Source organism: Novosphingobium sp. PhB55 (assembly GCF_004368805.1).
GTDB lineage: Bacteria > Pseudomonadota > Alphaproteobacteria > Sphingomonadales > Sphingomonadaceae > Novosphingobium.
The window spans coordinates 57,830-81,244 of sequence record NZ_SODQ01000007.1 but is presented as its reverse complement, the minus strand read 5'-3'; the positions used below and the strand labels follow the sequence as shown (position 1 = coordinate 81,244).

The following is a 23,415-nucleotide window of genomic DNA, read 5'->3' as shown; positions in this document are numbered from 1 at the left end:
CATGCTCAGGCGCTGCCGGTCTGGCTCGACAGCAGCGCGGGATCGATACCCTCGGCCCGCCAGGTCGCGGTCCAGCGGTGATCCACCGCGGTATCGAACAGGATCTCCGGATGCGGATCGGCCGCATACCAGCCGTGCTGCCGCATCTCGCCTTCGAGCTGGCCCGGCGCCCAGCCGGCATAGCCCAGGGACATCAGCCAGCGCTCCGGCCCCCGCCCCTCGGCGATCGCGCGCAGCACATCCATCGAGGCCGACAAGGCGCAGAGCGGATGCACCTCGATCGTATCGCTGCCGCCCCATTCGGTGGAATGAAGAATGAACCCGCGCCCCGGCTCCACCGGCCCGCCCTCGTGCACTTCGCAATCCGGCGCGACGCCAGGGTCGATGCCCAGCTCGTCGAGGATTTCGTGGAAGCGGACGCCTTCGCGCAGCCGGCCGATGCCGATGCCCAGTGCGCCGTTCTCGTCATGCACGCAAAGTACGCTCACGCTGTGGTCGAAGCGGGGATCGAACATGCCCGGCATCGCCAGAAGGAGTCGCCCGGCAAGGAATTGTTTCTCGGTCACGGGGGCAAATGTAAGCCCTTCGCAGGGGACGGCAAGCCGCTTGCACTTTTCCCGGCGGGAATCGCGCTTTATGCCTCGCCGCCAAGCAAGGGAGGAAATCGCGAGTGAGCCTGCTGTTCGAACTGCCCGAAGTCCCCGCCGTCCCCGTTCTCGGGGAAGAAGCCCGCTACCCGGTGCGCCGCATCTTCTGCGTCGGCCGCAACTACGCCGCCCATGCGCGCGAACTCGGCAATGCCGTGGACCGCGAGGCGCCGATCTGGTTCACCAAGACCCCGGCCGCGCTTTGCCATTCCGGCACGGCCATCGCCTATCCGCCCGGCACGCAGGACTGCCATTACGAGATGGAACTCGTCGTCGCCATCGGCGGCCATGGCTTCGAACTGGCGGCCGAACAGGCCATGGACCTGGTCTACGGCTATGCCTGCGGCCTCGACATGACCCGGCGCGACCTCCAGAACGCCGCCAAGGCCAAGGGCTATCCCTGGGACACCGGCAAGGACTTCGAGAACGGCGCCGTCATCGGCCCGATCACCCGCGCCGAAGCCTTCGGCCAGCCGGGCGAGCAGCGCATCTCGCTCGCGAAGAACGGCGAGACGAAGCAGGAAGCCCCGCTCTCCGAGATGATCTGGAGCCTGCCCGAGCTGATCGCCGACCTCTCCCGCCTCTATCACCTCGCCCCCGGCGACCTCATCTACACCGGCACCCCTGCCGGCGTCGGCCCCGTCGCGCCGGGCGACCGGCTGGAAGGCCGCGTCGAGGGACTGGAGCCGGTCGTGCTCGCGATCGATCCCGCCTGACGTGACCCGTCCTCACCACCGCGCCGCATGGCTGGCGGGCTGCGCCGTCCTGTTCACCGCCCCCGCCATGGCCGAAGAGGCCGCCGACGCCGGCCAGACGCCCGGCACACCGATCGTCGTCACCGGACACGGCCTCGAATCGGGGCCGGCCACCCCGGCCTACGATGTCGAGACGATCGAGCGCGACGCGGTGATTTCCAGCGCGTCGGGCCGGATCGAGGACGTGCTGAACGCGGTCGCCGGTTTCGCGCAGTTCCGCCGCTCGGACAGCCGCTCAGCCAATCCCTCCTCGCAAGGCGCCACGCTGCGCGCGCTGGGCGGCAATGCCTCCAGCCGCACGCTCGTGCTGCTGGACGGCGTACCGATCGCGAACCCGTTCTTCGGCTATATTCCCTTCAGCGCCATCGCACCCGAGCGGCTCTCCGCGATCCGGGTGACGCGCGGCGGCGGATCGGGCGCCTTCGGATCGGGCGCGGTGGCGGGCACCATCGAGATGACCAGTGCGGGTCCCGACCAGATCGGCATGTTCCAGGGCTCGGCGCTCGTCAACGATCGCGGCGAGACCCAGGCTTCGGCCACGGTCGCACCGAAACTGGGCGCAGGCTTCCTCGTCGCCAGCGTGCAGTGGGACCGGGGCGAAGGCTTCTGGACCACACCCCGGGACCAGCGCGTCCCCGCTTCCGCCCGCGCCGCCTATGATAGCTGGTCCGCCTCGCTCCGCGCCGTCGCGCCGATGAGCGATACGGTGGAACTGCAGGCCGCCGCGCTGGCCTATGGCGATGCGCGTACGCTCCGCTTCAAGGGGGCGGATTCCACCTCGGACGGCCAGCAGGCCTCGCTGCGGCTGGTCGGCCGGGGCGCGTGGCAGTTCGACGTGATCGGCTACGTTCAGGCGCAGGACTTCTCGAACGTGGTCATCAGTTCGAGCACCTATCGCAAGACGCTCGACCAACATCGCACCCCCACCACGGCCATCGGCGGCAAGGCCGAACTGCGCCCGCCGGTGGGCGAGAATCACGTCCTGCGAATCGGCAGCGACTTGCGCCTGACCGAGGGCAAGCTGCTGGAACTGCCTTATAACGCCAGCGGCGCCTTCACGGCGGTGCGCCGCGCCGGCGGCAACCAGTCCGACCTCGGCTTCTATGCGGAGGACGACTGGACCCTGGGCAAGCTCGTGCTCACCGCGGGTGGCCGCGCCGACCGCTGGACGATCCGCAACGGGTTCTACCGCTCGGTCAGCCCCACCGGCGCCGTGACCGAGAACGATTCCTATGCGGATCGCTCCGGCTGGATGGGCAACGGCCGCGCCGGTCTGGTCTGGCACGCCGGCAAGGCCGTGAGCCTGCGCGCCGCGGCCTATACCGGCATGCGCCTGCCCACGCTCAACGAACTCTACCGCCCGTTCGTGGTCTTCCCGGTCACCACCGAGGCCAATGCGGCTCTCAAGCCCGAACGCCTGCGCGGTTATGAAGCGGGGATCGACATCCAGCCGCTTGCGGCGCTGACCCTGTCGCTCACCGCCTTCGACAACAAGGTGAAGGACGCCGTCGCCAACGTCACCGTGGCCACCAACACGCGCGAGCGGCAGAACGTGAACGCGGTCCAGGCACGCGGGCTGGAAGCCAGCGCGGCGCTGGACCTCGGCACGGTGCGTTTCGACGGTTCGCTGGCCTGGACCGACGCCAAGGTCAGGGCGGACGATCCCGATCTCGACGGCCTGCGGCCCGCCCAGACCCCGAAATTCGCCGCCAGCGCCACGCTCGCCTGGCTCCCGCGCGAGGGCTGGCGCCTGGCGGCGACGCTGCGCCATGTCGGCGCCCAGTACGAGGACGATTTGGAAACATACGTGCTTCCGGCCGCGACCACGCTGGACGGCTATGTGCAATTGCCTGTGGCCGGTCCCGTCTCCGTCGTCCTGCGCGCCGAGAACCTGACGGACGAGACCATCGTCACCCGCAACCAGGACGGCTCGATCGATCTTGGCACCCCGCGCACGTTCTGGGCCGGTCTGCGCGTGGCGCTTCGTTGAGGGCGATCGGTGCGGCGCGATTCGCAATCGGCACGACAGGCCGTGCATGAGCACCGGCCCGTCGCACGGCGCGCACTGGCGCAGCGGCGCCTGCACGCATAAGGAGGCCGGATGCCGCGCCTGACCGTCAACGATCACCCGGTCGAAATCGCCATGGACCCGCAGACCCCGCTTCTTTGGGCGCTGCGCGACGGAGCGAATCTGACCGGCACGAAATATGGCTGCGGCGTGGGCGACTGCGGCGCCTGCACGGTCCTGGTCGATGGCGGCGCCTTGCGCGCCTGCCTGGTGACACTGGGCGAGTGCGAGGGGCGCTTCGTCACCACCATCGAAGGGCTTTCGGCCGACCGCTCGCACCCGATGCAGCAGGCCATGGTCGCCGAACAGGCGATCCAGTGCGGGTTCTGCACGCCCGGCATCGTCATCGGCGGCGCCGCGCTGCTCGCCCGCAATGCCAATCCCAGCGAGACGGAGATTCGCGAGGCGCTCCCCAATCTCTGCCGGTGCGGCGTCTATCCGCGCCTGGTCGCCGCCGTCCAGCGCGCCGGCCGGGTCATGCGGCGCGAGGAAACCATCAGCGCCGCCCCGGCTCCGGGCATCGCCCCGCGGGATGCCGCGCGGGCGGTTCCGGCCATGGCGCCCCTGAAACCGGCGTCCACACCGACATCCCAGGCACAACAGGAGAAGCGCCCGTGAAGGCAACCATCTGGCACAACCCGAAATGCGGCACTTCGCGCAAGACCCTGGCCGTCCTTGAGGAAACGCCGGGCGTCGAGGTCGCGGTGATCGAATATCTCAAGACCCCGCCCTCGGCGGAAAAGCTGGCGCAACTCTACCGCGATGCCGGCATCACGCCGCAGCAGGGCCTGCGCCTGCGCGGCACCGATGCGGCCGAGCGCGGCCTTCCCGATGCCGACGATGCCACCGTCCTGGCGGCCATGGCCGCCGAGCCGGCGCTGATCGAACGTCCCCTCGTGGAAACCGAAAGAGGCGCCAGGCTTTGTCGTCCTCAGGAAAAGGTCCACGAGATTCTGTAATCCCCACGTAACATTGGCCGACGCTCGCTTGCATTGTCGGCCTCGATCTGTCACCGAATCGCCCTTCGCCGGACGACAACAAAAGCGAGAGCTTCCTCCAGCATGACCAGTACCGAGCTTGCCCGAGAGGCGCTGCCCCAGCGGATCAAGCGGAAGATCAAACATAGCCTTGGACCCTGGGGCGTGTTCATCGAAGGCTTCCTGCGCAATCCCGTGATGGTCGGTTCGATCGTTCCGTCCTCGCGCTTCACGATCAATCGCATGCTTGGCCCGGTGGACTGGGCCAATTGCAAGCTCTTCGTCGAATACGGCCCCGGAGTCGGCACGTTCTGCCGCCCGGTGCTCGACCGCCTGGGTCGCGACGGCCAGCTGATCGTGATCGACACCAACCCGCTGTTCATCGACTATCTGCGCCGCACCATCACCGACAGCCGCTTCATCGCGGTGCTCGGCTCGGCGGCCGATGTCGAGGACATCGTGCGTGCCCATGGCCACGACAAGGCGGACTATGTCCTGTCCGGCCTCCCGTTCTCGACGCTGCCCGACGGCGTCGGCCCGGCGATCGCTTCCGCCACCTACCGCGTCATTCGCAAGGGCGGCGCGTTCCTGGTCTACCAGTTCACGCCCAAGGCGCGCGAATTCATGGCGCGCCACTTCAAGCGGATCGACAACGGCATGGAGCCGATCAACGTTCCGCCCTGCTTCCTGTTCTGGGGCTGGAAGGACGAGGATTGAGCAGGCGCTGACGCCTTCTCACGTCTCCCTGTATGAAAAAGGCCGGCGCCCAGCGCCGGCCTTTTTCGTTGTGCACCCCGATCCGCCGGGAGTCCGAACGCGCCAGGGCCGGATGGCCCCAGACCCGGCGCGATTCGCTTGGCGATCCTATTCGAAAGGCCGCGCCGGGCTTTCCTCGCCCCTGCCCGCCAGCTGGCGATGGACCTGCGCCACAACCGCCACGAAATAGAGCGCCATGATCGTCGCCATGATCGATTCGACAATGGCCGCAACCACCCGCACCACTTCTCCGGGGGCCAGCAGCGTGACCGGCAGGGTCAGGATATTGCCGAAGATCATCAGCACGATCATCGCCAGCATCAGCAACGCATAGAAGCCCAGGAGCCGCGCCGTATTGCCCTTGGTGAGAGTCCACGACCGGCCCAGGGCAAAGATCGGGTTGAGCGTCTTCTCCACGGCCACGACCGGCGCCGTCACCGAAAAGCGCACGAAGATGACGAGACCCAGCACCAGCGCGAGGAAGAGGCCGATGGTGGCGCCGATCGCGCCGCCCGCCGCGCCGAGGCCTCCGGCGACGACCAGGGCGAACAGCCCCAGCGCCAGGCCGATCACGATCTGCGCGACCAGATAGGGCACCAGCCCCTTCACGCCCGCCCGGATGGCTTCCCCCACGGTGGGCCGCCGGTCGGTGTCCAGCAGGCAGAGCAGCGACAATGTGCCCAGCGCCTGAAGCAGGGCGATGGGAATCATGATCGGCAGGATCGAGCTGTAATAGCTTTTCACCGCCGCCATGACCTGCTGCTCGTTCATGCCGGTGCCCATGTCCGGCTGCGGAAAGAAGATCGCAAAAACCAGCTGCGGCAGCAGGAAGAACACCCCCGCCAGCGCCAGGACAACCTCCCTGTTCGCGGAGACCGCCTGGGACGCCTGGCTCCAGGCCCTGTTGCTGTCGAACTTCATAACTGCTCCTGATGCCGCCAAATGAGGGGCCAAGTGAGAGCCGAAGTGAAAGACGACCCTCAAAGTGACTTGATAACCGCAGGGAATGACGCCACGCAACGCGGCATGACTGTTCCCTCCACGCTTCCGGGTGATATCGAACTGCGCGTCAGCGCCGAACCGGTGCCCTACCGCGCCGCGCTCGAGGAAATGACCGAGCGCAATGCTGCCATCGCCGCCGGAGAGGCGCGCGAACTGATCTGGCTCCTCGAACATCCCCCCGTCTATACCGCCGGCACCAGCGCGGTGGCCGGCGAATTGCTGGATCCCCGCTTCGAAGTGGTGGAGGCCGGACGCGGCGGGCGCTACACGTACCATGGGCCGGGCCAGCGCGTTGCCTATGTCCTGCTGGACTTGCGCAAGCGGGCACGCGATGCGCGCGGCTTCGTCCATGGCCTCGAAGGCTGGGTGATCGACACGCTCCAGGATTTCGGTGTCGACAGCTTCCGCAGCGAAGGCCGCATCGGCATCTGGACCCAGGATGTCGACGGCCGCGAAGCGAAGATCGGCGCCATCGGCGTGCGCATCCGCAAATGGGTGACGATGCACGGATTCGCCGTGAACATCCGGCCGGACCTCGCGCATTTCACCGGCATCGTACCTTGCGGGATCGAGGAATTCGGCGTCACCAGCCTCGCCCGCCTTGGCCGCCAGGTCGAATTCGAAACCTGGGACGAGGCGCTGATCGCCCGCGCCCCTGCCTTTCTTGCGGCGCTCGACCGCCCCTGCCCCCCGGAGAAGCCCGCATGACCCCGGCCCGCCACGCCACCAGGCTGACCCTGCTGCTCGCCGCTTCCGCCTGCCTGTCGCTCGGCGCCTGCAAGAAGGAAGAGGCTCCGGCCCAGAATGCGGCTACCGGCGCGAAGATCCTGCCGCGCTCGGTGAGTGACGACATGCTGCCGTACGATACGGTCCGCTCGCAATCGCCGATGGCAGCGCCGGTGGCCGAAACGCGCAGCGGCCGGTCCGCGACCAGCAGCAGTGCCAGCGAGGCGGCACTGCCGGAAGACACCGCTGCCGATGCCGCCGCGGCGGCCGCAGCGGATGTCGAGGCCGCAGCCGCGCAGCCTTCCCCGCAACCCTGACCGGGGCAGGATCCGGGCGCGACCGAAGTCGCGGCCCGGATCGCTCCCGCCCGAACACCCCCCCCCGGGGCCGCTCGCGCCGCTCGCGCCGCTCGCGCCGCTCAGAGCGCCTTTTCGTAGATCGCGTATTCGCGGTTCATCTTGCTGTCGATGGCGCCGGCAATGGCCACCATGCCCTGGTTGTCCTCCAGCACCCAGCCGATCTCGCCGCGCCTGGCGCCGAACTTGCTGACGGCCGCACGGCGGATATATTCGATCATCATGAAAGCCAGCTGGCTGGCGAGACGCGAGGACTGCAGCTTCTTGCGCACGCCCATCAGCGGCACGCGCATGTCGGCCGGTTTGGGCTTGCGCAGCCAGAGCAGCAGGCGAATCAGTCCCAGGATCGACGGCTTGCCCTTCGGTCCGTTGAAACGCTTCTGCGCCTGGTTGAGGTCCGGCCAGGTCATCATGAAGGCCACCGGCTCACCTTCATATTCGGCGATGCGGATCAGTTCGGGATGGACCAGCGGCTTCAGGGCCTTGCCGGTATATTCGATCTCGCGGTCGGTGAAGGGCACGAAGCCCCAGTTGTCCGACCAGGCATCGTTGAGGATGTCGCAGATCAGCGCCGCTTCCTCGTCGAACCGCTTGGGATCGACCTCGCGGATGCGGATCTTGGCGTTCTTCTCGCCCGAGGAAATGATGCGCTGGATCAGCGGCGGATATTCCTTCCGCACGTCGATATCGTAGGTGTAGAGCGTCTTCACCCGGTCGTATCCGGCACCCTCGATCCACGGCTGATAGGCCGAATCGTGGTGCGCCATCATCACCATCGGCGCATGGTCGAATCCGCTGACCTGCAGGCCCGGCTCTTCCCAGACCGAAAGGTTCATCGGCGCCAGGACGCGGGTCATGCCTTCTTCGCGAAGCCACTGTTCGGCCGCGGCGATAAGGGCCCTGGCGACGTCTTCGTCCTCGGCCTCGATCGCGCCCCAGTTGCCGGTGCCGGGACCCATGCCCTGCTCCGCCGGCTGTTTCAGCGCCAGTTCATCGATGTGGGCCGATATGCGCCCGACGATGAGATCGCCCCGCTTGGCGAGGAAAAGCTGGCCGCGGGCATGGTCCCAGAAGGGATTCTTGCCCGGGGTGAACTTGGAGATCTCTTCCGAGCGCAAGTTCGGCACCCAGTTTTGATCTGACGCATTGTGCCGATAAGCGTAATCGACAAAGGCGCTCCTGTCGGCCTTGCTGGACACGGGTGTGATGACTAGTTCGGCTTTGGCCACGATCCTGCCTTTGTTCCGCTTTATGGGAATTGCTGGATCGCGACCTGCGGTCGGTCCCGGCACCTTGTCAAGCCGGACCGCGTGGCAGGGCCGCCCACAACACACGCAGCGGGCCGTTTATGCCCGGGGACTTTGGACTTGAAGAGTATGACTGCCCAGGAAGCCATCGATCTGTCGCCCTCGGCGACCCGTCCGGCCGCTTTCGCCAGAGAAGCGGCTCGCCCGCGTTCGTCGGACATTCCCGACGACAAGGCGATGCTGCGCGCCGCGGTGGAACTGACGCGCGACATCTCGCACGCCCGTCCGGAAATCTATTGGCCGGACATGCTGGCCTCGGCCGCGGTCGGCTATGCCGCGCTGGCGGCCGCGATTCTCGTCGACGGCGTCTGGGCCAGCGTGGCTTTCGGCCTGCTTTCGGCCCTGGCGCTCTATCGCGCGCTGCTGTTCATCCACGAACTGACCCATATCCACCGCGACGCCCTGCCCGGCTTCCGCTTCGCCTGGAACGTGCTGGTCGGCATTCCCATGCTGATCCCTTCGCTGATGTATGAGGGGGTTCACACGATCCACCACACCCGCACCCGCTACGGCACGGTGGAAGACCCGGAATACCTGCCCCTGGCGCTCATGAAGCCATGGAGCCTGCCGGTCTTCGCGCTCACCGCGATCCTGCTGCCGGTGGCCCTGCTGATTCGCTCGGCCGTGCTGATACCGCTCGGCGCCGTGATCCCGCCGCTGCGCAAGCTCGTATGGGGCCGCGCCTCGGCGCTGGCCATCAACCCCCAGTTCAGCCGCCGTCCGCCCGAAGGCGCTTTCGCCCGCATGGTGTTCTGGCAGGAACTGGGCTGCTCGGTCTGGGCGATCTCGGTGCTCGCGGCGAGCTATGCCTATGGCTGGCGGCCCCTGCTGATCGCGCTCTGCGTGGTTTCGCTCACCGCCTTCCTCAACCAGGTCCGCACCCTCGTCGCTCACCTCTGGGAGAACGACGGCGACGCCATGACGGTGACGGCGCAGTACCTCGATTCGGTGAACGTGCCCCCGCCGGCCCGCTTCTCGGAGCTTTGGGCCCCCGTGGGCCTGCGCTACCACGCGCTGCACCACCTGCTGCCCTCAGTGCCCTATCACTCGCTGGCAGAGGCTCACCGCCGCCTTGCCCGGCATCTCGGCACCGATTCGACATATGCCAAGGCCAACTACCCCGGCCTCCTGCCGCTGGTCGGCCGCCTGATCGAAAGCACCATGCGGAGCCGCTGACGGCGCCCACGACAATTCGACAACGAAAAAGGGCCCGCGGAAACGCGGGCCCTTTTTCGTTTGTCCGGAAGAGCGGATCGCGGATCCCGAGGTCTATTCCTCGGTGCGGATCAGCACCGTCTCGCCGATGAGGGCGAAGAGCACGAAAGGCGCCCAGGCCGCGACCAGCGGCGGATAACCGCCGAAATTGCCCATCGCCAGCGCCGCATTGTCGAGCACGAAGTAGGCGAAGCCCAGCGCCATGCCGATCACGGCGCGAATCAGAAGCTGGCCTGAACGCGCCAGGCCGAAGGCCGCAACCGCGCCCAGCAGCGGCATCAGCATCGAGGAGAACGGCCCGGAGAGCTTGTGCCACCATGCCGCCTCCAGTTCGCTGGTACGCCGCCCAGCCACTTTCATCGCCTCGATCGAGGATGAAAGCTGGAACAGGTTCTCCGAATCGGCATCGACGTTCGAGATCATGATCTTCGCCGGCGTGATCCCGGGAGCGACCGTGGCGGATACCAGCTTGGTGGTGCTCGTGGTCGCCACGTCGAATCGGGTGGCATTCTCGAAGCGCCAGCCCGGATTGGCGAAGGCCGCGCGGTCGGTCCGCAGTTGCTCGACGATGATCCCGTTGGCATCGCGGCGGTAATAGGTCACCCCGCGTAGCACCATGCGGTCGTTCTGGCCCTCCAGGCTGGAGGCCAACAGCAGGTCCCGACCGTCCGCCAGGTAGAGGTTGGCCTTGACGCCGGGGTCCTTGGGGATCGGCCCGTATTTCACCGCCTGCCAGGCATTGAGGGTGGCGGTGGACCGGGTGACGACACGCTCGTTGAAGGCCAGGCTGGCCAGCGAGATCGCCAGCGCCGTCAGGATCAGCGGCGCCAGCACCTGATGCGCCGAAAGCCCCGCGGCCTTCATCGAGATGACTTCGCTGTTCTGGTTCAGCGTGGCGAGAGTGATGATCGTCGCCAGCAGCACCGAATAGGGCAGGAACCGCGCGATCAGCTGCGGCACGCGCAAGGTCACGTAGTAGAGCAGCTGCTCCTGGCCATTGCCGGAATAGGCGAGGATGTCGCCGCTTTCGCCCAGCAGATCGAGCATCTGGAGCACGAGGACCAGCATCAGCAACACCGCCAGGATGCGCGTGATGAACAGCCGCGCGAGATACCAGGTCAGCGTGCGCGAAGGGAAGAATTCGAACTGCATCTCAGGAAGGGTCCGCCGGTTCGGGCAGGAGCGGCCCGCGCTTGCTGCGCTTGAGCAGCGACTTGAAACGCTTCACGACGATCTCTGCGCCCTTCTCCAGCCAGCCGATTGCCTGACCGCCCGGAACGTAGGCGACGCGCCAGTACATCCAGAGAATCAGCGCGGCGAAGACGAAGAAAGGTCCCCACAGGCCGAGAATCGGGTTCATCTTGCCGAGCGAGGCCACGTCGGCCGCGTACTGGTTCACCTTGTGATAGGCGACGACCATGACGATCGAGACGAACAGGCCCAGCGCCGAAGTCGACCGCTTGGGCGGGATCGCCAGCGCCACCGCCATCAGCGGCAGCAGCAGCATCATGATGACTTCGACCATGCGGTAATTGAAATTCGCCTGGCTCGAAATGCGCTCTTCCTTGGGCAGGTTCTTGTTCCAGCCCAGGTTCGCGAGTTCGGGCAGCAGATATTCGCGCTCGGTGCCGCCGCGCTTGCGGAACTTCTCGATCTGCGGAAGCTCGATGGGCAGGTCATGCCGCGTGAAGGACAACACGCGGGGCTGCTTGCCCGGCATGTCCTGGATGATCTGGCCCTGGTCGAGTCGCAGGATGATCGTGTCCGGCGCGCCCTTGAGCGCAAGGAACTGCCCCTGCCGCGCGGAAATGGACAGCACCTGCCCCTTCTCGTTTGCGACGCGCGCGAAAATGCCGATCAGACTGCGGCCGTTGTCGCGGCTTTCGTCCACGCGCAGGGCGATGCGGTCCTTGAGCGAGGTGAACTCCCCGACCTTGATCGAGGCGCCGAGCGCACCCGATTTCAGCTCGTAGTTGAGTTCCTCGTAATAGTAGCGCGCCAGCGGCTGGAGATAGCCGACGATCGCGAAATTCAGCCCCGCCAGCAGGATCGCCAGGATATAAGGCACGCGCAGGAGCCGCGTGTAGCTGAGCCCCACGGCGCGCATGACGTCCAGCTCGCTGGAGGTGGCCAGCTTGCGGAAGGCGAGCAGGATTCCCAGCATCAGGCCCAGCGGAATCGCCAGGCTGGCGTATTCCGGCAGGAGATTGGCCAGCATCTTGAAGACGACGCCGATCGGCCCGCCCTCCGTAGCCACGAAGTCGAAGAGCCGCAGCATCTTGTCGAGCACGAGCAGGGATGCCGCGAGCACGAAGATGCCGAGCATCGGCATCAGCACGAGGCGAAAGATGTAGCGATCGATGGCGCTGAGGAATTTCACGCTGAAAGGTTCACCGGGGGCGTCGTCATAAAACCGTGCTCCACAAGCCCTTAACGGCTTGGCGCCTAGGGGCAAAGCGAATTGTCTTGCCGGGTTCCACCTTGCGCGAAAGTCATCCCCGGCAAAACGACCAGCCGGAGCCGGGCCGCGCCGAAAGGTGCGGGAATGACCGGAGGCCCAGGCTGAGGGACCGCCGCCGTTTCACCCTATGTCACAGTTACATGCGCCGTGCACCCATTGCCTTCCCGGCGCCGCGTCCTGCATGGCGAAAGACGGTCACATGGCGCGAACACCGAATGCGGGCGCCGGACCCTCCCCCCGAAAGAAGCCTCGGCCCCCCGAAAACCCTGGCTCCCTCGAAGAAGATTGCCCTCTTGGAAGAACCTGATGCGCAGGCGCTGCTGGCTGCCTGCCGGAATATCGCCGATTTCGCAGATCCGCTGCTCGAACGGGAATTGCTGAGCTTCGCCCGTCGCGCCCGCGCCGCCACGCGCGGCGAAGCCCCCAGGATCGTGCGCGAGGCACTGCTGGTCCTTGGCCGCTGGGGTCGCGCGATCGATGCCTGCTGCTGGCAGGCGCGCGAAGAGCGGGCCACGCAATTGCTGAACGACGGGATTTGCGGACGCGCCGCGGTCACTCTGCTGCCGCGCGGCGTCACTTATGAGGTCGAGACTCTCAGCCCCTTGCATGACTGGGCAAGTGTGACGGTGCCTCAACTGGGCATCAGGACCGAAGCGACCGCCCATTCCATCGCCGCGGCGCTGGTTTCCGCACAGCTGCAAGCCATCGCGCAAGCCATCCGGCTTGGCGAGGCCGTGAACGGGAAAGACGAGCGGGCGAAAGAGCCTGAAATTCAGCGCTGAGGCGCGAATTCACGGCCGCTGCCATCGAGTTCGACCCTATGGGCCTGGTGCGATCTGGAGATCGCGCATTGGCCGAGGCTCGGGTCCAGGCCTTTGGCAGTGCGGGCCGCGATGGCAGCCTCGATCATCTGCTAGCGTTCAGGCCTTTTCGAGCGTGCACTGCAGCGGGTGCTGGTTCTGCCGGGCGAAGTCCATCACCTGGTTCACCTTGGTTTCCGCGATTTCATAAGGGAAAATCCCGCAGACGCCGACGCCCTTCTGGTGGACGTGCAGCATCACGCGCGTCGCCTGCTCCAGATCCATATGGAAGAAGCGCTTGAGCACGAGAACGACGAACTCCATCGGCGTATAGTCGTCGTTGAGCATCAGCACCTTGAACTGGCTGGGCTTCTTGGGCTTGGCACGGGTCTTGGTGGCGACCCCGAGCTGGTCGTCGCCATCGGTTCCGCCGTCGTTGCCATTATTGCCCCCATCGTCGGAATCCTGGTCGTCAGCCGCACGGATGGAAGCATCCGGAGCCTGCGACAGGCACGGATATGCGCTTCGAGCGAGCATGGGACGGGGCAGTCTGGAATCGGCAGCGAGAGATAGCATGATGACAGAATATCGTATTGCAGCGCCTGGAAACAAGATGCCCTGTCCAGATCGGGGGTAGTTTTGAGGACGCAACAGGTCCCGGCCACGGCAAAACGGCCGGGTGGGAGATCCACCCGGCCGTCTGCTAGACGTCAGGAAAGTCCGTCAGGACCGTCCGGTGCGGCTCAGGCCGCGACGTGACGGGCCTTCTCGACAGCAACGCTGACGCGGCCGGAAATCGGCGCCATCGTGTCGCTGAAGAGCTTGAGAGCGGCTTCGCTGTTCTTCGAACCGTAAGCGACAGCGCTGTCGAAGTTCTTGCGCATGATGTCGCCCTGGAGCTTGAAGAAGTCGGTCGGCGACTTGGCCGCTGCGAGTTCCTTGATGTCACCGGTGAAGGTTTCGAAGGCGGTACGGCCTTCGGTCACCATTTCCGAACCGAAGCCCTGAAGGCCCTCGGCAAGGATCTTGCCCGATTCGAGAACCGCTTCCACGTTGCCCTTGGCGAAATCGCCGGCTTCGCCGAATGCAACCGAGCTCTTTTCGAAAGCGGCCTTGGCCTTGGCCTGGGCTTCGGTCACGGCACCCTGGAAACCGGCGAAGTTAGCGCTAATGTCCATCGTTTTTTCCTCGAGGATGAAGGGATTAAACAGTCCTGCAAACGTATTCGTCTTCGGGTCGGCGATCTTTTCTGCCGCCTTCATGGCTGCCGCGGCAGGCGTGGCAACATCGATGACCGGCTTCGCCGTGGCAGCCTTGGCCGAGACGGAAGAAGCTGGAACAACTTTCTTGGCCGGCACCGGCTTGGCTGCCTTCGCAGCCGGAGCGGGCTTGGCCATCACCGGCGGCTTGGCGGCCGGGACAGGCGCCTTGGCTACGCTGGCCTTCGGTGCGGCGGCCTTGGGCGCGGCGGTCTTGACCACGGGCGCCTTGACCTCCGGAGCCTTGGCGGCCGGAGCTGACTTGATCGCCGGCTTGATCGCCGACTGAGCGACCTTGGGCTTGATCGACTTGCCGGCAGCCGGCTTGGCCGTCGGCGTGGAAATCGGGGCCGGCTTGGATAGGGGAGCCGGGGCAGCCGGCGCCGAAGCCTTCACAGGCTGCGGCAGGCCGGGAAGCGGCTTGGCCGCAGCGACGGCGGGCTTGGAATCGGAGGCCTTTTCAGCCGCGTCGTCCGCCTTCGCGTCGGCAGCCTTGAGGGGTGCAACCGGGGTTTTCGCCGCTGCAGCCTCATAGGCCTTTTCAGCGAGCGCTTCGTCCTTCGTTTCTTCCTGGCCGGCCATGTGACTTCCTGCTTTCTGCTGGCAATCGTGTCTCGGGCGGATCGCAGGCTGGGCAGGGGGACGAGCGGACGTTGTCGTTCCGCGTTCAGTTCATCCCCACCCGTCTGCGATTCGGAATTCGTCTTTGCTGCGATGCACAATATGGGTTTGCAAAAGCGAAGTCAACGGGCTTATGTTGCACTGCAACATAAGCGAGCAAGCGCTCCTCCTGCCGCAAACCAAGGCTTGCGCGCCGTGACGGCCATCCTTCCCGAAAGAGGTAGCGCCCATTTCCCCCAACGCCTTAGCGCTTGCGGAAGTTCCGGAAAATACGGAAAAACCTGAAGGCGCCTGCCCTTCTTGCGGCAGTCGCGAAATCACCGGCGCCTCGCACCGGCTGCGGACACAGGCCCTCCATGGCCGGCGTCATGTCCGGATCGGCCGTTTGGAAACCACCGATCCGGAGACAGATTTTCGGCGCAAGTATTGCCGGGTTCAACGCATGGCGACGTAGCGGCCGGGGGCGTCCTCGATCACCTTGTCGCCGCGGCCGCCGGGCCGCCGCTTGCCCCGCGCCGCCACTTCGGCAGCGTCGAGCTTGCGGATCCATTCCGCCCAATGCGGCCACCAGCTTCCCGCATGCTCCTGGGCACCGTCCACGAAAGCATCGAGACTGTCGGGCCGGGCGTCGTTGACCCAGTACTGATACTTGTTCGAGCTGGGCGGGTTGACGACGCCGGCAATGTGCCCGGAACCGGCCAGCAGGAACGTCCATGGCCCGGCCAGATAATGCGTGAGCTTCCACACACTCTGCGGCGGCGCGATGTGATCTTCGCGCCCGGCCTGGATGTAGACCGGCGTGGCGATCCGGTGCAGGTCGATCGGCACGCCGCAAGCGTGCATGGAATCCGCCACGACCAGCCGGTTGTCGCGGTAGAGATCGCGCAAGTAGGCGCGATGCCAGTGCGCAGGCAGGTTGGTGACGTCGCCGTTCCAGTGGAGCAGGTCGAAGGCCGGATAGTCCTCGCCCTTGAGGTAGTTCTTCTCGACGTAGCTCCAGATCAGGTCGTTGCCGCGCAGGACGTTGAACGTCGCCGCGAGGTAGCGCCCGTCGAGATAACCCTCGGGAGAGAGCTTGCCGAGCGTCTCGATCTGCTGGTCGTCGACGAAGTTCTTGAGGTCTCCGGCTTCCTCGAAATCGACCTGGGCCGTGAAGAAGGTGGAGCTGGCGACTTTGTCCGCCTCGCCCTTGCGCGCGAGCACGGCGAGCGTGGCCGCCAGCGTCGTTCCCGCGACGCAGTAGCCGATGGTATGCACGGAAGGCACGTTCAGCCGCGCACGAACCGCGTCGATCGCCTCGATCTGCGCGGCGATGTAATCGTCCCACACGATGTCGGCCATGGAGGCATCGGCGGACTTCCACGAGACCATGAACACCGTCAGCCCCTGCTCCACGGCCCAGCGCACGAAGCTCTTCTTGGCGTTGAGGTCGAGGATGTAGAAACGGTTGATCCAGGGCGGGAAGATGAGCAGCGGCGTGGCCAGCACCTTGTCGGTGGTCGGCGTGTACTGGATGAGCTGATAGAGCGGCGTTTCGAACACCACCTTGCCCGGCGTCACGGCGATGTTCTCGCCCAGCACGAAGGCGCCGGGGCGGGTGTGCGTGAGCTGGCCCTTGCGCATGTCGTCGAGCAGGTTCTCGAAGCCGCGGACCAGGCTTTCCCCGCGGGTGCGGTTCGCCGCTTCCAGCGCCACCGGGTTGGTGAGCGGGAAATTCGCCGGACTTAGCGCATCGACGATGGCGCGCGTGGCGAACAGAAGCTGCGCTTTCTTCGCGGGTTCCAGCCCCTCGGTCGCTTCGGCCAGGCCCATGATCTCGGCCGAGAGCAGCAGATAGACCTGATGCAGCACCGCGAAGAACGGCTGACGGCGCCACTCGGGATCGGCGAAGCGGCGGTCGCGCAGCGGCAGCTGCGGTCCGGCCTCGGAAGGATCGCCGGCAGCGGCCTGCAGGCCGGCCTGGGGGCCCAGGCCATACTGCCCCAGCACCGTGTTGATCAGGGCGGAAATCCCGTTCCACAGCCGCTGCTGCACTTCGGGACTGGCGAAAGGCAATTGCCGCATGACCCCTTCGCCCGTGGCGATCCATTTCATCGGATCGGCATAGTGCGGCGGGCTCTCCTGGGTCTTGCCGAGTTGCTCGACCTGATACTCGGTCCAGATCGTGTGCATCCGGCTGGCGATCTGCGCCCATTGCACCGCGCTTTCCGCCTCGGGAGACCCTTTCCCGGGAACGAACTGGCCGAACAGGCCCGTGATCCGCTCCATGGTCTGGCCCATGGCCTGCTGGGACTGGTTGCGGAACATTTCGGTGAACAGTTCGGTGGCATCGGTCGCCATGGGCAGTGCAACTCCGCTGCGTGTAGAGGAGCCGGACGAATCCCCGCTCCCTTTTCCTAATGCCTCGTTCCTATCGACTGCCCGGGCAATCGCCAACCAGACAAAAGTTGCGCATTCCACCGCGCGCGCCTCTCACAATTGCGCATCGGCCATTTGCGCTCGGGCTTTATTCCCCTACAGGAACCCGCGCGGCACTTTCGCCGCGTGTTTTATGGATTCACAGAGGTCATGGAAGACGAGTTCTACCGCATCAAGCGACTGCCGCCCTACGTTATCGCCGAAGTCAACGCGATGCGTCATGCGGCACGCCAGGCGGGTAGGGACATCATCGACCTCGGTATGGGCAATCCCGACCTGCCGCCGCCCGCACACGTCATCGACAAGCTGTGCGAAGTGGCCCGCAAGGAAGACGCCCACGGCTATTCGGCCTCCTCCGGCATTCCCGGCATCCGCCGCGCCCAGGCCAACTACTACGGCCGCCGCTTCAACGTCGATCTCGATCCCGAGACCGAAGTGGTGATGACCATGGGTTCGAAGGAAGGGCTTGCCAGCCTCGCCACCGCGATCACCGCGCCGGGCGATGTGGTGCTGGCGCCCAACCCCAGCTACCCGATCCACACCTTCGGCTTCATCATCGCCGGCGCGACGATCCGCTCGGTGCCGACCACGCCGGACGAACGCTATTGGGAATCGCTGGACCGCGCGATGGCCTTCACGGTGCCGCGCCCCTCGATCCTGATCGTCAACTACCCCTCGAACCCCACGGCCGAGACGGTGGACCTGGCCTTCTACGAGCGCCTCGTCGCCTGGGCGAAGGAGAACAAGGTCTGGATCCTGTCCGACCTGGCCTATTCGGAACTCTATTTCGACGGCAACCCCACGCGCTCGATCCTCGAAGTGCCGGGCGCCAAGGATGTGGCGGTGGAATTCACCTCGATGTCGAAGACGTTCTCGATGGCCGGCTGGCGCGTCGGCTTCGCGGTGGGCAATGCCAAGCTGATCGCGGCGCTGAAGCGCGTGAAGTCCTACCTCGACTACGGCGCCTTCACGCCGATCCAGGCCGCGGCCTGTGCTGCGCTCAACGGCCCGCAGGACATCGTCGAGAAGAACCGCGCGCTCTATCAGAAGCGCCGCGACGTGATGGTGGAAGCCTTCGGCCGCGCCGGTTGGGACATTCCCAGCCCCAAGGCCTCGATGTTCGCCTGGGCGCCTCTGCCGCCGGCGCTGAAGGAAATGGGCAGCCTGGAATTCTCGAAGCAGCTGCTGACCGAAGCCGAAGTCGCGGTGGCACCGGGCGTGGGCTACGGCGAGGACGGCGAAGGCTACGTGCGCATCGCCATGGTGGAGAACGAACAGCGCCTTCGTCAGGCCGCCCGTAACATCAAGCGCTTCCTCGTTTCCAAGGGCGTGAATACGCCTGCGGGGTAAAATTCAGGCTTGCAGGCGGGCTATTACAGACATTTCATAGCCGGGGTGTAAGAATTTAGGTGTTGTCCCCTAGGGGGGATGTCCCAGTATATAGGCCATGTTTTCACCACTGGCGAAACAGATTGGGGGGGGAATGACCTATCTGGGAAAGAGCGAGTGCCACGCACCACGGTTTCGATGGCTGGCACCCGAGAAGATGTCCGAACGGCTTGACCTGCAACGCTGCGGCTGGATCCTCGATCCGGAAGGCGTGCCGGCCACGAACTGCGTCGGCCTGATCGACGCTGCCGATCTCGACAGCGTGGGGTGGATGCAGGTCCTGTCCTTCCTGCCGTCAGAAGCGCGGCGCTGCGTCCTGGTGGCCGGCGTGGGCGAGGCGCAGGATCGCACGTCGCTGCTGCAGATCGGATTCGGAGACGTCGTTACCGAGCGGATCGGGATCGAGGAACTCGGTGCACGCGCCAGTCGCCTCGCGCAGTTCACCGACTGGCTGCCCCGCACCCGCCGCGTCGGACGCCTGACGCTGGACCTGCTTTCGCGCGAGGCGTTCGGCGATGGCAAGCCGCTCAATCTCAATCCGCGCGAATTCGCGCTGATCTGGCGCCTGGCGGATTCCATCGATCAGTTCGTCAGCAAGCAGGCGCTCATCTACGATGTCTGGCGGATGGGCTTTGTGCCCGAAACCAACAGCGTGGCTGTTCATATGTCGCGCCTGCGCCGCAAGCTGGCCTTCGTGGGGCTTGCCGGGATCATCGAGACCTCGCCCACCGGCGGCTATCGCCTCCACATGCCGGACGACGTGCCGCTGGCGGACCGTACCCTGCTCACCGCCGACTCCTCGGCCCCCCGCCCGGGGGATGGCCGTAACGCCTCTCTGGCGCACTAGCCCCTCCCCGAACCGGCCCCGGTTCCGCTAGTCGCGGGCCGGGTGCCTGCCCGCGAGCGCGGCCAGATCGCCGGGGGTGTTCACATTGGCGACCAGCGCCGGGATCTCCACCAGACGCGCGCCCAGGCTTTCGGCGAAGCGGCGCACCGAATGGCTCTCATCGCTGTGGAGGAGCGCCTCCAGCGCCGTCGCGGCCGAACTGGGCCAGATACCGATCACCGGCTGCTGCGCCAGACAGGCCGGTGCCGGTCCCAGCAGGCCCGGCAGGTCATCCGGCAGCAGCACCGCATCGACGCCGCAAGTCAGCACCGTGTCATAGCCTTCGTCGAGGGCGGCATGCAGCGCGGCCGCCAATCCGCCCAGCGGCCCCATGCCCGGCCGCGGCCAGTCGGGAAGGGTGGGCGCCGGCGCGGTTTCCCGCCCGACCACCACAACTTTCTCGGACCAGCCCGAGAGCGCGTCCACCGCCAGCGAAATCAACGTATGCCCGCCGAATTCGGCCAGGGCCTTGTCGCTTCCGAACCGGCTGGACAGTCCACCGGCAAGAACGGCTCCGAGAATCATGCTGTGACCTTTTCGAACAATCGGGAATGACTAACGATCCTCGCCTGGACGCGTTCCGCTACCCTCAGGCAAGCGGTCGTTTCGCGGGGATGATGGCGGAGGGCCGCGCCGCTTGCAATTCGCGGCGACCTGCCCTCCAATCCGCCCGATGAAGACGCTTGTCGATCCCGATCGCCTGCTGGACCAGGGCCTCGCCCGTCTGCGCACCCGCTTCGCCATCCCCGAAGCCTTTCCGCCCGAAGTGCTCGATGCCGCCGAGAAGGCCGTCAGGCGCCCGCCGGAGCGCCATGCCGACCGCACTGCCTTGCCCTTCCTGACGCTCGACCCCGCAAGCTCGACCGATCTCGACCAGGCGTTCACCATCGAGGCGAGCGGAGCGGACTGGCTGCTGCACTATGCCATTGCCGATGTCGCCTGGTTCGTGGCCGACGACGATCCGCTGGACAAGGAAGCCTGGCGCCGGGGGACGACGAGCTATCTGCCAGGCGGCAAGGCCAGCCTCTATCCGCCCGTCCTGTCGGAAGGCGGCGCCAGCCTGCTGCCGAACGTCGATCGCCCCGCGGTCGTTCTCAGTGTCCGCATCGACCCGGCGGGCCTCTCGCGCCTCGACGGCGTGGAGCGCGCCGTGATCCGCAGCCAGGCCAAGCTCGCCTACGAGACGGTCAGGGACGAGGATCTTCCGGACGGCTTCCTGGAGATCGCCCGCCGGATCGAGCGGGCCGAGGACCGCCGCGGCGCCCAGCGCGTCGATCCGCCCGAGCAGGTCGTGGAACGGGACGCGGCAGGTCGTTTCTCGCTCGGCTTCCGTCCGCAGCTCCCCTCCGAACGCCGTAATGCCGCCCTGTCGCTCGCCGCCAATCTCGCGGTGGCGCAAACCATGCTCAACGCGCAGACCGGGCTGTTCCGCGTCATGGCCATGCCCGATGCCAGGGCCGAGGAACGCCTGCGGGCGACGGCCCTGGCCCTGCGGCTGGAATGGCCGGCCACCATGCCGCTCGCGCAGTTCCAGCGGCGGCTCGATCCGCGCAGGCCCGCCGAAGCGGCATTCATGCTGGCGATCCGCCGCTCGGGCTCCGGCGCGAGCTATCGCCCTTACGACCCATCCAGGGCCGATCAGGCGGAACTGCCATGGCACGCCGCCGTGGCCGCGCCCTACGCCCATGCCACGGCCCCGCTGCGCCGCCTGGCCGACCGCTACGTCCTGCGCACCGTGCTGGCCCTTGCACAGGGCGAGGCCGTGCCCGAAGCGGTGCTTTCCGCCTTCCCGGAGATCCCCCGCGTCATGGCCCGGGCCGCTTCCCGCGATGCCCAGGTCGACCGCTCGGTGATCGATCTGGCCGAAGCGACCATGCTTCATGGCCAGGAAGGCACCGCTTTCCCGGCCGTGATCACCGATGTGCGGGACAAGAAGGCGCAAGTGCAGCTTTGCGAACTGCCGGTGATCGCCTCGATCTCCATCCCCCCTGCCCCCGCCACCGATGTGCTTCCCGGAAGCCCGGTCACCCTGCGTCTCGTCCGCGCCGACCCGGCCGAGGGCGCCTTGTCATTCGAACTTGTCGATTAAATTCGCCGGATCGGAAAATGGGCGTTGCGCTAGTCCCGATCCGTTGTTAGGGGCGCGGTTCTCCACACGGATGGCCCGATGGCGGAGTGGTGACGCAGAGGACTGCAAATCCTTGCACGCCGGTTCGATTCCGGCTCGGGCCTCCATCTTGCTCCCTGGTTATCCAGGCGCAGCATCTTCCCAGATCCCGCACTTTTCACCACTTGCTGCGGCAAGGCGGGCGTCCTTGCGCATGTTGCGGGAACGCTGCCGGGGCGTACCGGATCGCATTGCCGGTTTTTCCACGTAATTACTTCAAGTTAATGGGCAATAACGCCATCTTAATGGTGTTTGTTACGCTTCCTTAGTCGTCACGCGTTAGCTTGCGCGTTTCGACGAAGCAGGGTGCGGATGCAGAAGCGCGATAGTATACTTTCGCCGAACAAGGCGATGACAGCAGCACGGCGTCTGTCGGTCCATGCCGTTCAGGCCTGCTGCGCCGTCTGCGCGGTGTCCAGCGTTCTGGCAGAGGGCACGACCGCCCGCATCCTGGCGGGGATGGCAGCGGCAACGGCGCTGTTCACGCTGGGCGTCGGCATCCGTTACGGACGCCGCGCGGTGGCCGAACTCGACGGGCATCTCACACTGGTTGCCCAGACGGGCGCCGCCCGCGCGCAAGTCGAAGAACTCTTCGCCATGGCGGACATGCTTCAGGCCGCAGACGACCACGAGGACGCCGGTGCCGTGCTGATGGCCAGCGCGGAACGCCTGCTGCCGGAATTCGACGGTGCACTCTATGTCTTCAACAATTCGCGCGACCGGCTCGACCTCGCGCGGTCATGGAGCCGGAAGGATGGTTTCGCGCCGCCCGCCACGCTGTTCCCGGGGAGCTGCTGGGCGCTCAAGCGCGGCAAGCCCCATGTCAACGACAGGCTGGGAGGATCGCTCTGCTGCCAGCACGCGATCGGCGGCGCTTCCACCATCGAAGTCCCGATGATGGCGCGCGGGCAGGTGTTCGGCTTGCTCGTCATCGCCAGCGAGGCGGAAGATGCCTCGGCAAGACTGCTGGACGTGACCCGGGTGGTCCGCGCCCTGGCGGATTCGATGTCGCTGGCCCTGTCCAACATCGCCCTGCGCGAGAAGCTGCGCACCCAGTCCCTGCGCGATCCGCTGACCGGGCTCTACAACCGGCGCTACATGGAAGACGCGCTGGAGCGCTACATCAATCTGGCCCAGCGCACCGGCACGCCGATCTCGGTGCTGATGATCGACCTCGACAACTTCAAGCGCCTCAACGACGATCACGGCCACGCCAAGGGCGATGCCGTGCTGTGCGATGTGGCAGGCCAGCTGGTGGAAACCCTGCGCCCTTCCGACGTGATCGCGCGCTATGGCGGCGAGGAGCTTCTGGTCATCATGCCCAAGTGCAGCCTCGACCATGCCGCGGCCAAGGCCGAACTGCTGCGCCAGCGGATCGAAGCGCTCTCGGCTGCGCACGGCACCCCGGTCAGCGCCTCCTTCGGCATCGCCACGGTGCCCGAGACCGCGACCGGCGCGGGCGACGTGGTGGCGATGGCGGACAGCGCGCTCTATGCCGCGAAACAGTCCGGCAAGAACCGCGTGGTCACCGCCCCGCGCCGTGCCCGCAGCGACGACAAGGCCATGCCGCTGCTCACCGCTGCCGGACGCTAGGACGAGCGGGAC

General features: G+C 66.3%; 22 protein-coding genes and 1 tRNA gene. 14 read left to right on the top strand and 9 right to left on the bottom strand.

The features are described 5' to 3' along the window. Window positions 1-5 precede the first annotated feature (5 nt). Window positions 6-515: a YqgE/AlgH family protein gene (locus EDF57_RS17865; protein ID WP_208324903.1), complete on the bottom strand. Its 510-nt coding sequence runs from the start codon at window positions 513-515 to the stop codon at window positions 6-8. A 155-nt stretch (window positions 516-670) separates the two neighbouring features. Here EDF57_RS17865 and EDF57_RS17860 point away from each other — a divergent pair, with 155 nt between their 5' ends. The 5 genes from EDF57_RS17860 (at window position 671) to EDF57_RS17840 (ending at window position 5,164) form a co-directional block, all read left to right on the top strand. Further along, window positions 671-1,363 carry a fumarylacetoacetate hydrolase family protein gene (locus EDF57_RS17860; protein WP_134095238.1) on the top strand — a complete coding sequence of 231 codons (693 nt, stop codon included), beginning with the start codon at window positions 671-673 and terminating at the stop codon, window positions 1,361-1,363. 67 nt (window positions 1,364-1,430) lie between these two features. Next, entirely contained in the window at window positions 1,431-3,392 is a 1,962-nt protein-coding gene (locus tag EDF57_RS17855; protein WP_134095435.1) for a TonB-dependent receptor, read from the top strand. A 111-nt stretch (window positions 3,393-3,503) separates the two neighbouring features. Beyond that, the gene (locus tag EDF57_RS17850; protein WP_132265117.1) at window positions 3,504-4,088 is read left to right on the top strand and encodes a (2Fe-2S)-binding protein; all 585 of its coding nucleotides are present in this window, start codon (window positions 3,504-3,506) and stop codon (window positions 4,086-4,088) included. Next, window positions 4,085-4,429, top strand: coding sequence for an arsenate reductase (glutaredoxin) (gene arsC, locus EDF57_RS17845; RefSeq protein ID WP_132265116.1), 345 nt, complete (start codon window positions 4,085-4,087; stop codon window positions 4,427-4,429). The genes EDF57_RS17850 and arsC overlap by 4 nt, the downstream gene beginning before the upstream one ends. A gap of 102 nt (window positions 4,430-4,531) precedes the next feature. Next, complete coding sequence (locus EDF57_RS17840) at window positions 4,532-5,164, top strand: methyltransferase domain-containing protein (protein ID WP_132265114.1); 633 nt, start codon at window positions 4,532-4,534, stop codon at window positions 5,162-5,164. Between the two features lie 147 nt (window positions 5,165-5,311). Here the strand turns inward: EDF57_RS17840 and EDF57_RS17835 are convergent, their stop codons facing one another. Continuing rightward, window positions 5,312-6,124: a hypothetical protein gene (locus tag EDF57_RS17835; protein ID WP_134095237.1), complete on the bottom strand. Its 813-nt coding sequence runs from the start codon at window positions 6,122-6,124 to the stop codon at window positions 5,312-5,314. Window positions 6,125-6,229: 105 nt separating this feature from the next. Between EDF57_RS17835 and lipB the strand changes: the two genes are divergently transcribed. Continuing rightward, complete coding sequence (lipB, locus tag EDF57_RS17830; RefSeq protein WP_132265110.1) at window positions 6,230-6,913, top strand: lipoyl(octanoyl) transferase LipB; 684 nt, start codon at window positions 6,230-6,232, stop codon at window positions 6,911-6,913. Continuing rightward, window positions 6,910-7,248 carry a hypothetical protein gene (locus EDF57_RS17825; protein WP_134095236.1) on the top strand — a complete coding sequence of 113 codons (339 nt, stop codon included), beginning with the start codon at window positions 6,910-6,912 and terminating at the stop codon, window positions 7,246-7,248. Before lipB ends, EDF57_RS17825 begins: the two co-directional genes overlap by 4 nt. 101 nt (window positions 7,249-7,349) lie before the next feature. Here EDF57_RS17825 and EDF57_RS17820 read toward each other — a convergent pair whose 3' ends face one another. Continuing rightward, a complete protein-coding gene (locus EDF57_RS17820; protein ID WP_132265107.1) occupies window positions 7,350-8,516 on the bottom strand; it encodes a GNAT family N-acetyltransferase in 1,167 nt (388 codons plus the stop codon). Window positions 8,517-8,663: 147 nt separating this feature from the next. Between EDF57_RS17820 and EDF57_RS17815 the strand changes: the two genes are divergently transcribed. Next, the gene (locus EDF57_RS17815; RefSeq protein WP_134095434.1) at window positions 8,664-9,770 is read left to right on the top strand and encodes a fatty acid desaturase; all 1,107 of its coding nucleotides are present in this window, start codon (window positions 8,664-8,666) and stop codon (window positions 9,768-9,770) included. Between the two features lie 93 nt (window positions 9,771-9,863). Here the strand turns inward: EDF57_RS17815 and lptG are convergent, their stop codons facing one another. Together lptG and lptF are read right to left on the bottom strand one after the other, a co-directional pair. Next, complete coding sequence (gene lptG / locus EDF57_RS17810) at window positions 9,864-10,961, bottom strand: LPS export ABC transporter permease LptG (RefSeq protein WP_134095235.1); 1,098 nt, start codon at window positions 10,959-10,961, stop codon at window positions 9,864-9,866. A gap of 1 nt (window position 10,962) precedes the next feature. Next, complete coding sequence (lptF, locus tag EDF57_RS17805; protein WP_132265104.1) at window positions 10,963-12,189, bottom strand: LPS export ABC transporter permease LptF; 1,227 nt, start codon at window positions 12,187-12,189, stop codon at window positions 10,963-10,965. A 296-nt stretch (window positions 12,190-12,485) separates the two neighbouring features. On the opposite strand from lptF, the gene EDF57_RS17800 reads away from it, so the two are divergent. After that, window positions 12,486-13,052 (top strand): hypothetical protein, encoded by a 567-nt coding sequence (locus EDF57_RS17800; RefSeq protein WP_132265102.1) that lies wholly within the window; start codon window positions 12,486-12,488, stop codon window positions 13,050-13,052. A gap of 138 nt (window positions 13,053-13,190) precedes the next feature. On the opposite strand, the gene clpS is transcribed toward EDF57_RS17800, so the two are convergent. The 3 genes from clpS to EDF57_RS17785 form a co-directional block, all read right to left on the bottom strand. Continuing rightward, window positions 13,191-13,607: an ATP-dependent Clp protease adapter ClpS gene (gene clpS, locus EDF57_RS17795; RefSeq protein WP_243841133.1), complete on the bottom strand. Its 417-nt coding sequence runs from the start codon at window positions 13,605-13,607 to the stop codon at window positions 13,191-13,193. 206 nt (window positions 13,608-13,813) lie between these two features. Then, window positions 13,814-14,911, bottom strand: coding sequence for a phasin family protein (locus tag EDF57_RS17790; protein WP_134095234.1), 1,098 nt, complete (start codon window positions 14,909-14,911; stop codon window positions 13,814-13,816). 474 nt (window positions 14,912-15,385) lie between these two features. Continuing rightward, window positions 15,386-17,290, bottom strand: a complete 1,905-nt coding sequence (locus EDF57_RS17785) for an alpha/beta fold hydrolase (RefSeq protein WP_134095233.1) — start codon at window positions 17,288-17,290, stop codon at window positions 15,386-15,388. 228 nt (window positions 17,291-17,518) lie between these two features. Here EDF57_RS17785 and EDF57_RS17780 point away from each other — a divergent pair, with 228 nt between their 5' ends. Continuing rightward, window positions 17,519-18,718, top strand: coding sequence for an LL-diaminopimelate aminotransferase (locus tag EDF57_RS17780; protein ID WP_134095232.1), 1,200 nt, complete (start codon window positions 17,519-17,521; stop codon window positions 18,716-18,718). A 196-nt stretch (window positions 18,719-18,914) separates the two neighbouring features. Beyond that, entirely contained in the window at window positions 18,915-19,604 is a 690-nt protein-coding gene (locus EDF57_RS17775; RefSeq protein ID WP_243841132.1) for a winged helix-turn-helix domain-containing protein, read from the top strand. Between the two features lie 27 nt (window positions 19,605-19,631). Here the strand turns inward: EDF57_RS17775 and EDF57_RS17770 are convergent, their stop codons facing one another. Then, complete coding sequence (locus EDF57_RS17770) at window positions 19,632-20,168, bottom strand: molybdenum cofactor guanylyltransferase (protein ID WP_134095231.1); 537 nt, start codon at window positions 20,166-20,168, stop codon at window positions 19,632-19,634. Between the two features lie 148 nt (window positions 20,169-20,316). On the opposite strand from EDF57_RS17770, the gene EDF57_RS17765 reads away from it, so the two are divergent. From EDF57_RS17765 to EDF57_RS17755, 3 genes are all read left to right on the top strand, one after another. After that, a complete protein-coding gene (locus tag EDF57_RS17765; RefSeq protein WP_134095230.1) occupies window positions 20,317-21,732 on the top strand; it encodes an RNB domain-containing ribonuclease in 1,416 nt (471 codons plus the stop codon). Between the two features lie 72 nt (window positions 21,733-21,804). Next, window positions 21,805-21,878, top strand: a tRNA-Cys gene (locus EDF57_RS17760). A 283-nt stretch (window positions 21,879-22,161) separates the two neighbouring features. Next, window positions 22,162-23,403: a sensor domain-containing diguanylate cyclase gene (locus EDF57_RS17755; RefSeq protein WP_166675309.1), complete on the top strand. Its 1,242-nt coding sequence runs from the start codon at window positions 22,162-22,164 to the stop codon at window positions 23,401-23,403. The last annotated feature ends 12 nt before the right edge of the window (window positions 23,404-23,415 follow it).

What these genes read in the sequence shown, in the direction of transcription:
- lipB (WP_132265110.1), top strand. Translation starts at nt 6,230, where the DNA reads ATGACTGTTCCCTCCACGCTTCCGGGTGATATCGAACTGCGCGTCAGC.
- EDF57_RS17850 (WP_132265117.1), top strand. Translation starts at nt 3,504, where the DNA reads ATGCCGCGCCTGACCGTCAACGATCACCCGGTCGAAATCGCCATGGAC.
- EDF57_RS17800 (WP_132265102.1), top strand. Translation starts at nt 12,486, where the DNA reads ATGCGGGCGCCGGACCCTCCCCCCGAAAGAAGCCTCGGCCCCCCGAAA.
- EDF57_RS17770 (WP_134095231.1), bottom strand. Translation starts at nt 20,168, where the DNA reads ATGATTCTCGGAGCCGTTCTTGCCGGTGGACTGTCCAGCCGGTTCGGA.
- EDF57_RS17840 (WP_132265114.1), top strand. Translation starts at nt 4,532, where the DNA reads ATGACCAGTACCGAGCTTGCCCGAGAGGCGCTGCCCCAGCGGATCAAG.
- EDF57_RS17780 (WP_134095232.1), top strand. Translation starts at nt 17,519, where the DNA reads ATGGAAGACGAGTTCTACCGCATCAAGCGACTGCCGCCCTACGTTATC.
- EDF57_RS17790 (WP_134095234.1), bottom strand. Translation starts at nt 14,911, where the DNA reads ATGGCCGGCCAGGAAGAAACGAAGGACGAAGCGCTCGCTGAAAAGGCC.
- EDF57_RS17775 (WP_243841132.1), top strand. Translation starts at nt 18,915, where the DNA reads ATGTCCGAACGGCTTGACCTGCAACGCTGCGGCTGGATCCTCGATCCG.
- EDF57_RS17835 (WP_134095237.1), bottom strand. Translation starts at nt 6,124, where the DNA reads ATGAAGTTCGACAGCAACAGGGCCTGGAGCCAGGCGTCCCAGGCGGTC.
- EDF57_RS17765 (WP_134095230.1), top strand. Translation starts at nt 20,317, where the DNA reads ATGAAGACGCTTGTCGATCCCGATCGCCTGCTGGACCAGGGCCTCGCC.
- EDF57_RS17785 (WP_134095233.1), bottom strand. Translation starts at nt 17,290, where the DNA reads ATGGCGACCGATGCCACCGAACTGTTCACCGAAATGTTCCGCAACCAG.
- EDF57_RS17855 (WP_134095435.1), top strand. Translation starts at nt 1,431, where the DNA reads ATGGCCGAAGAGGCCGCCGACGCCGGCCAGACGCCCGGCACACCGATC.
- EDF57_RS17815 (WP_134095434.1), top strand. Translation starts at nt 8,664, where the DNA reads ATGACTGCCCAGGAAGCCATCGATCTGTCGCCCTCGGCGACCCGTCCG.
- clpS (WP_243841133.1), bottom strand. Translation starts at nt 13,607, where the DNA reads ATGCTCGCTCGAAGCGCATATCCGTGCCTGTCGCAGGCTCCGGATGCT.
- EDF57_RS17865 (WP_208324903.1), bottom strand. Translation starts at nt 515, where the DNA reads ATGTTCGATCCCCGCTTCGACCACAGCGTGAGCGTACTTTGCGTGCAT.
- lptG (WP_134095235.1), bottom strand. Translation starts at nt 10,961, where the DNA reads ATGCAGTTCGAATTCTTCCCTTCGCGCACGCTGACCTGGTATCTCGCG.
- EDF57_RS17825 (WP_134095236.1), top strand. Translation starts at nt 6,910, where the DNA reads ATGACCCCGGCCCGCCACGCCACCAGGCTGACCCTGCTGCTCGCCGCT.
- EDF57_RS17755 (WP_166675309.1), top strand. Translation starts at nt 22,162, where the DNA reads ATGACAGCAGCACGGCGTCTGTCGGTCCATGCCGTTCAGGCCTGCTGC.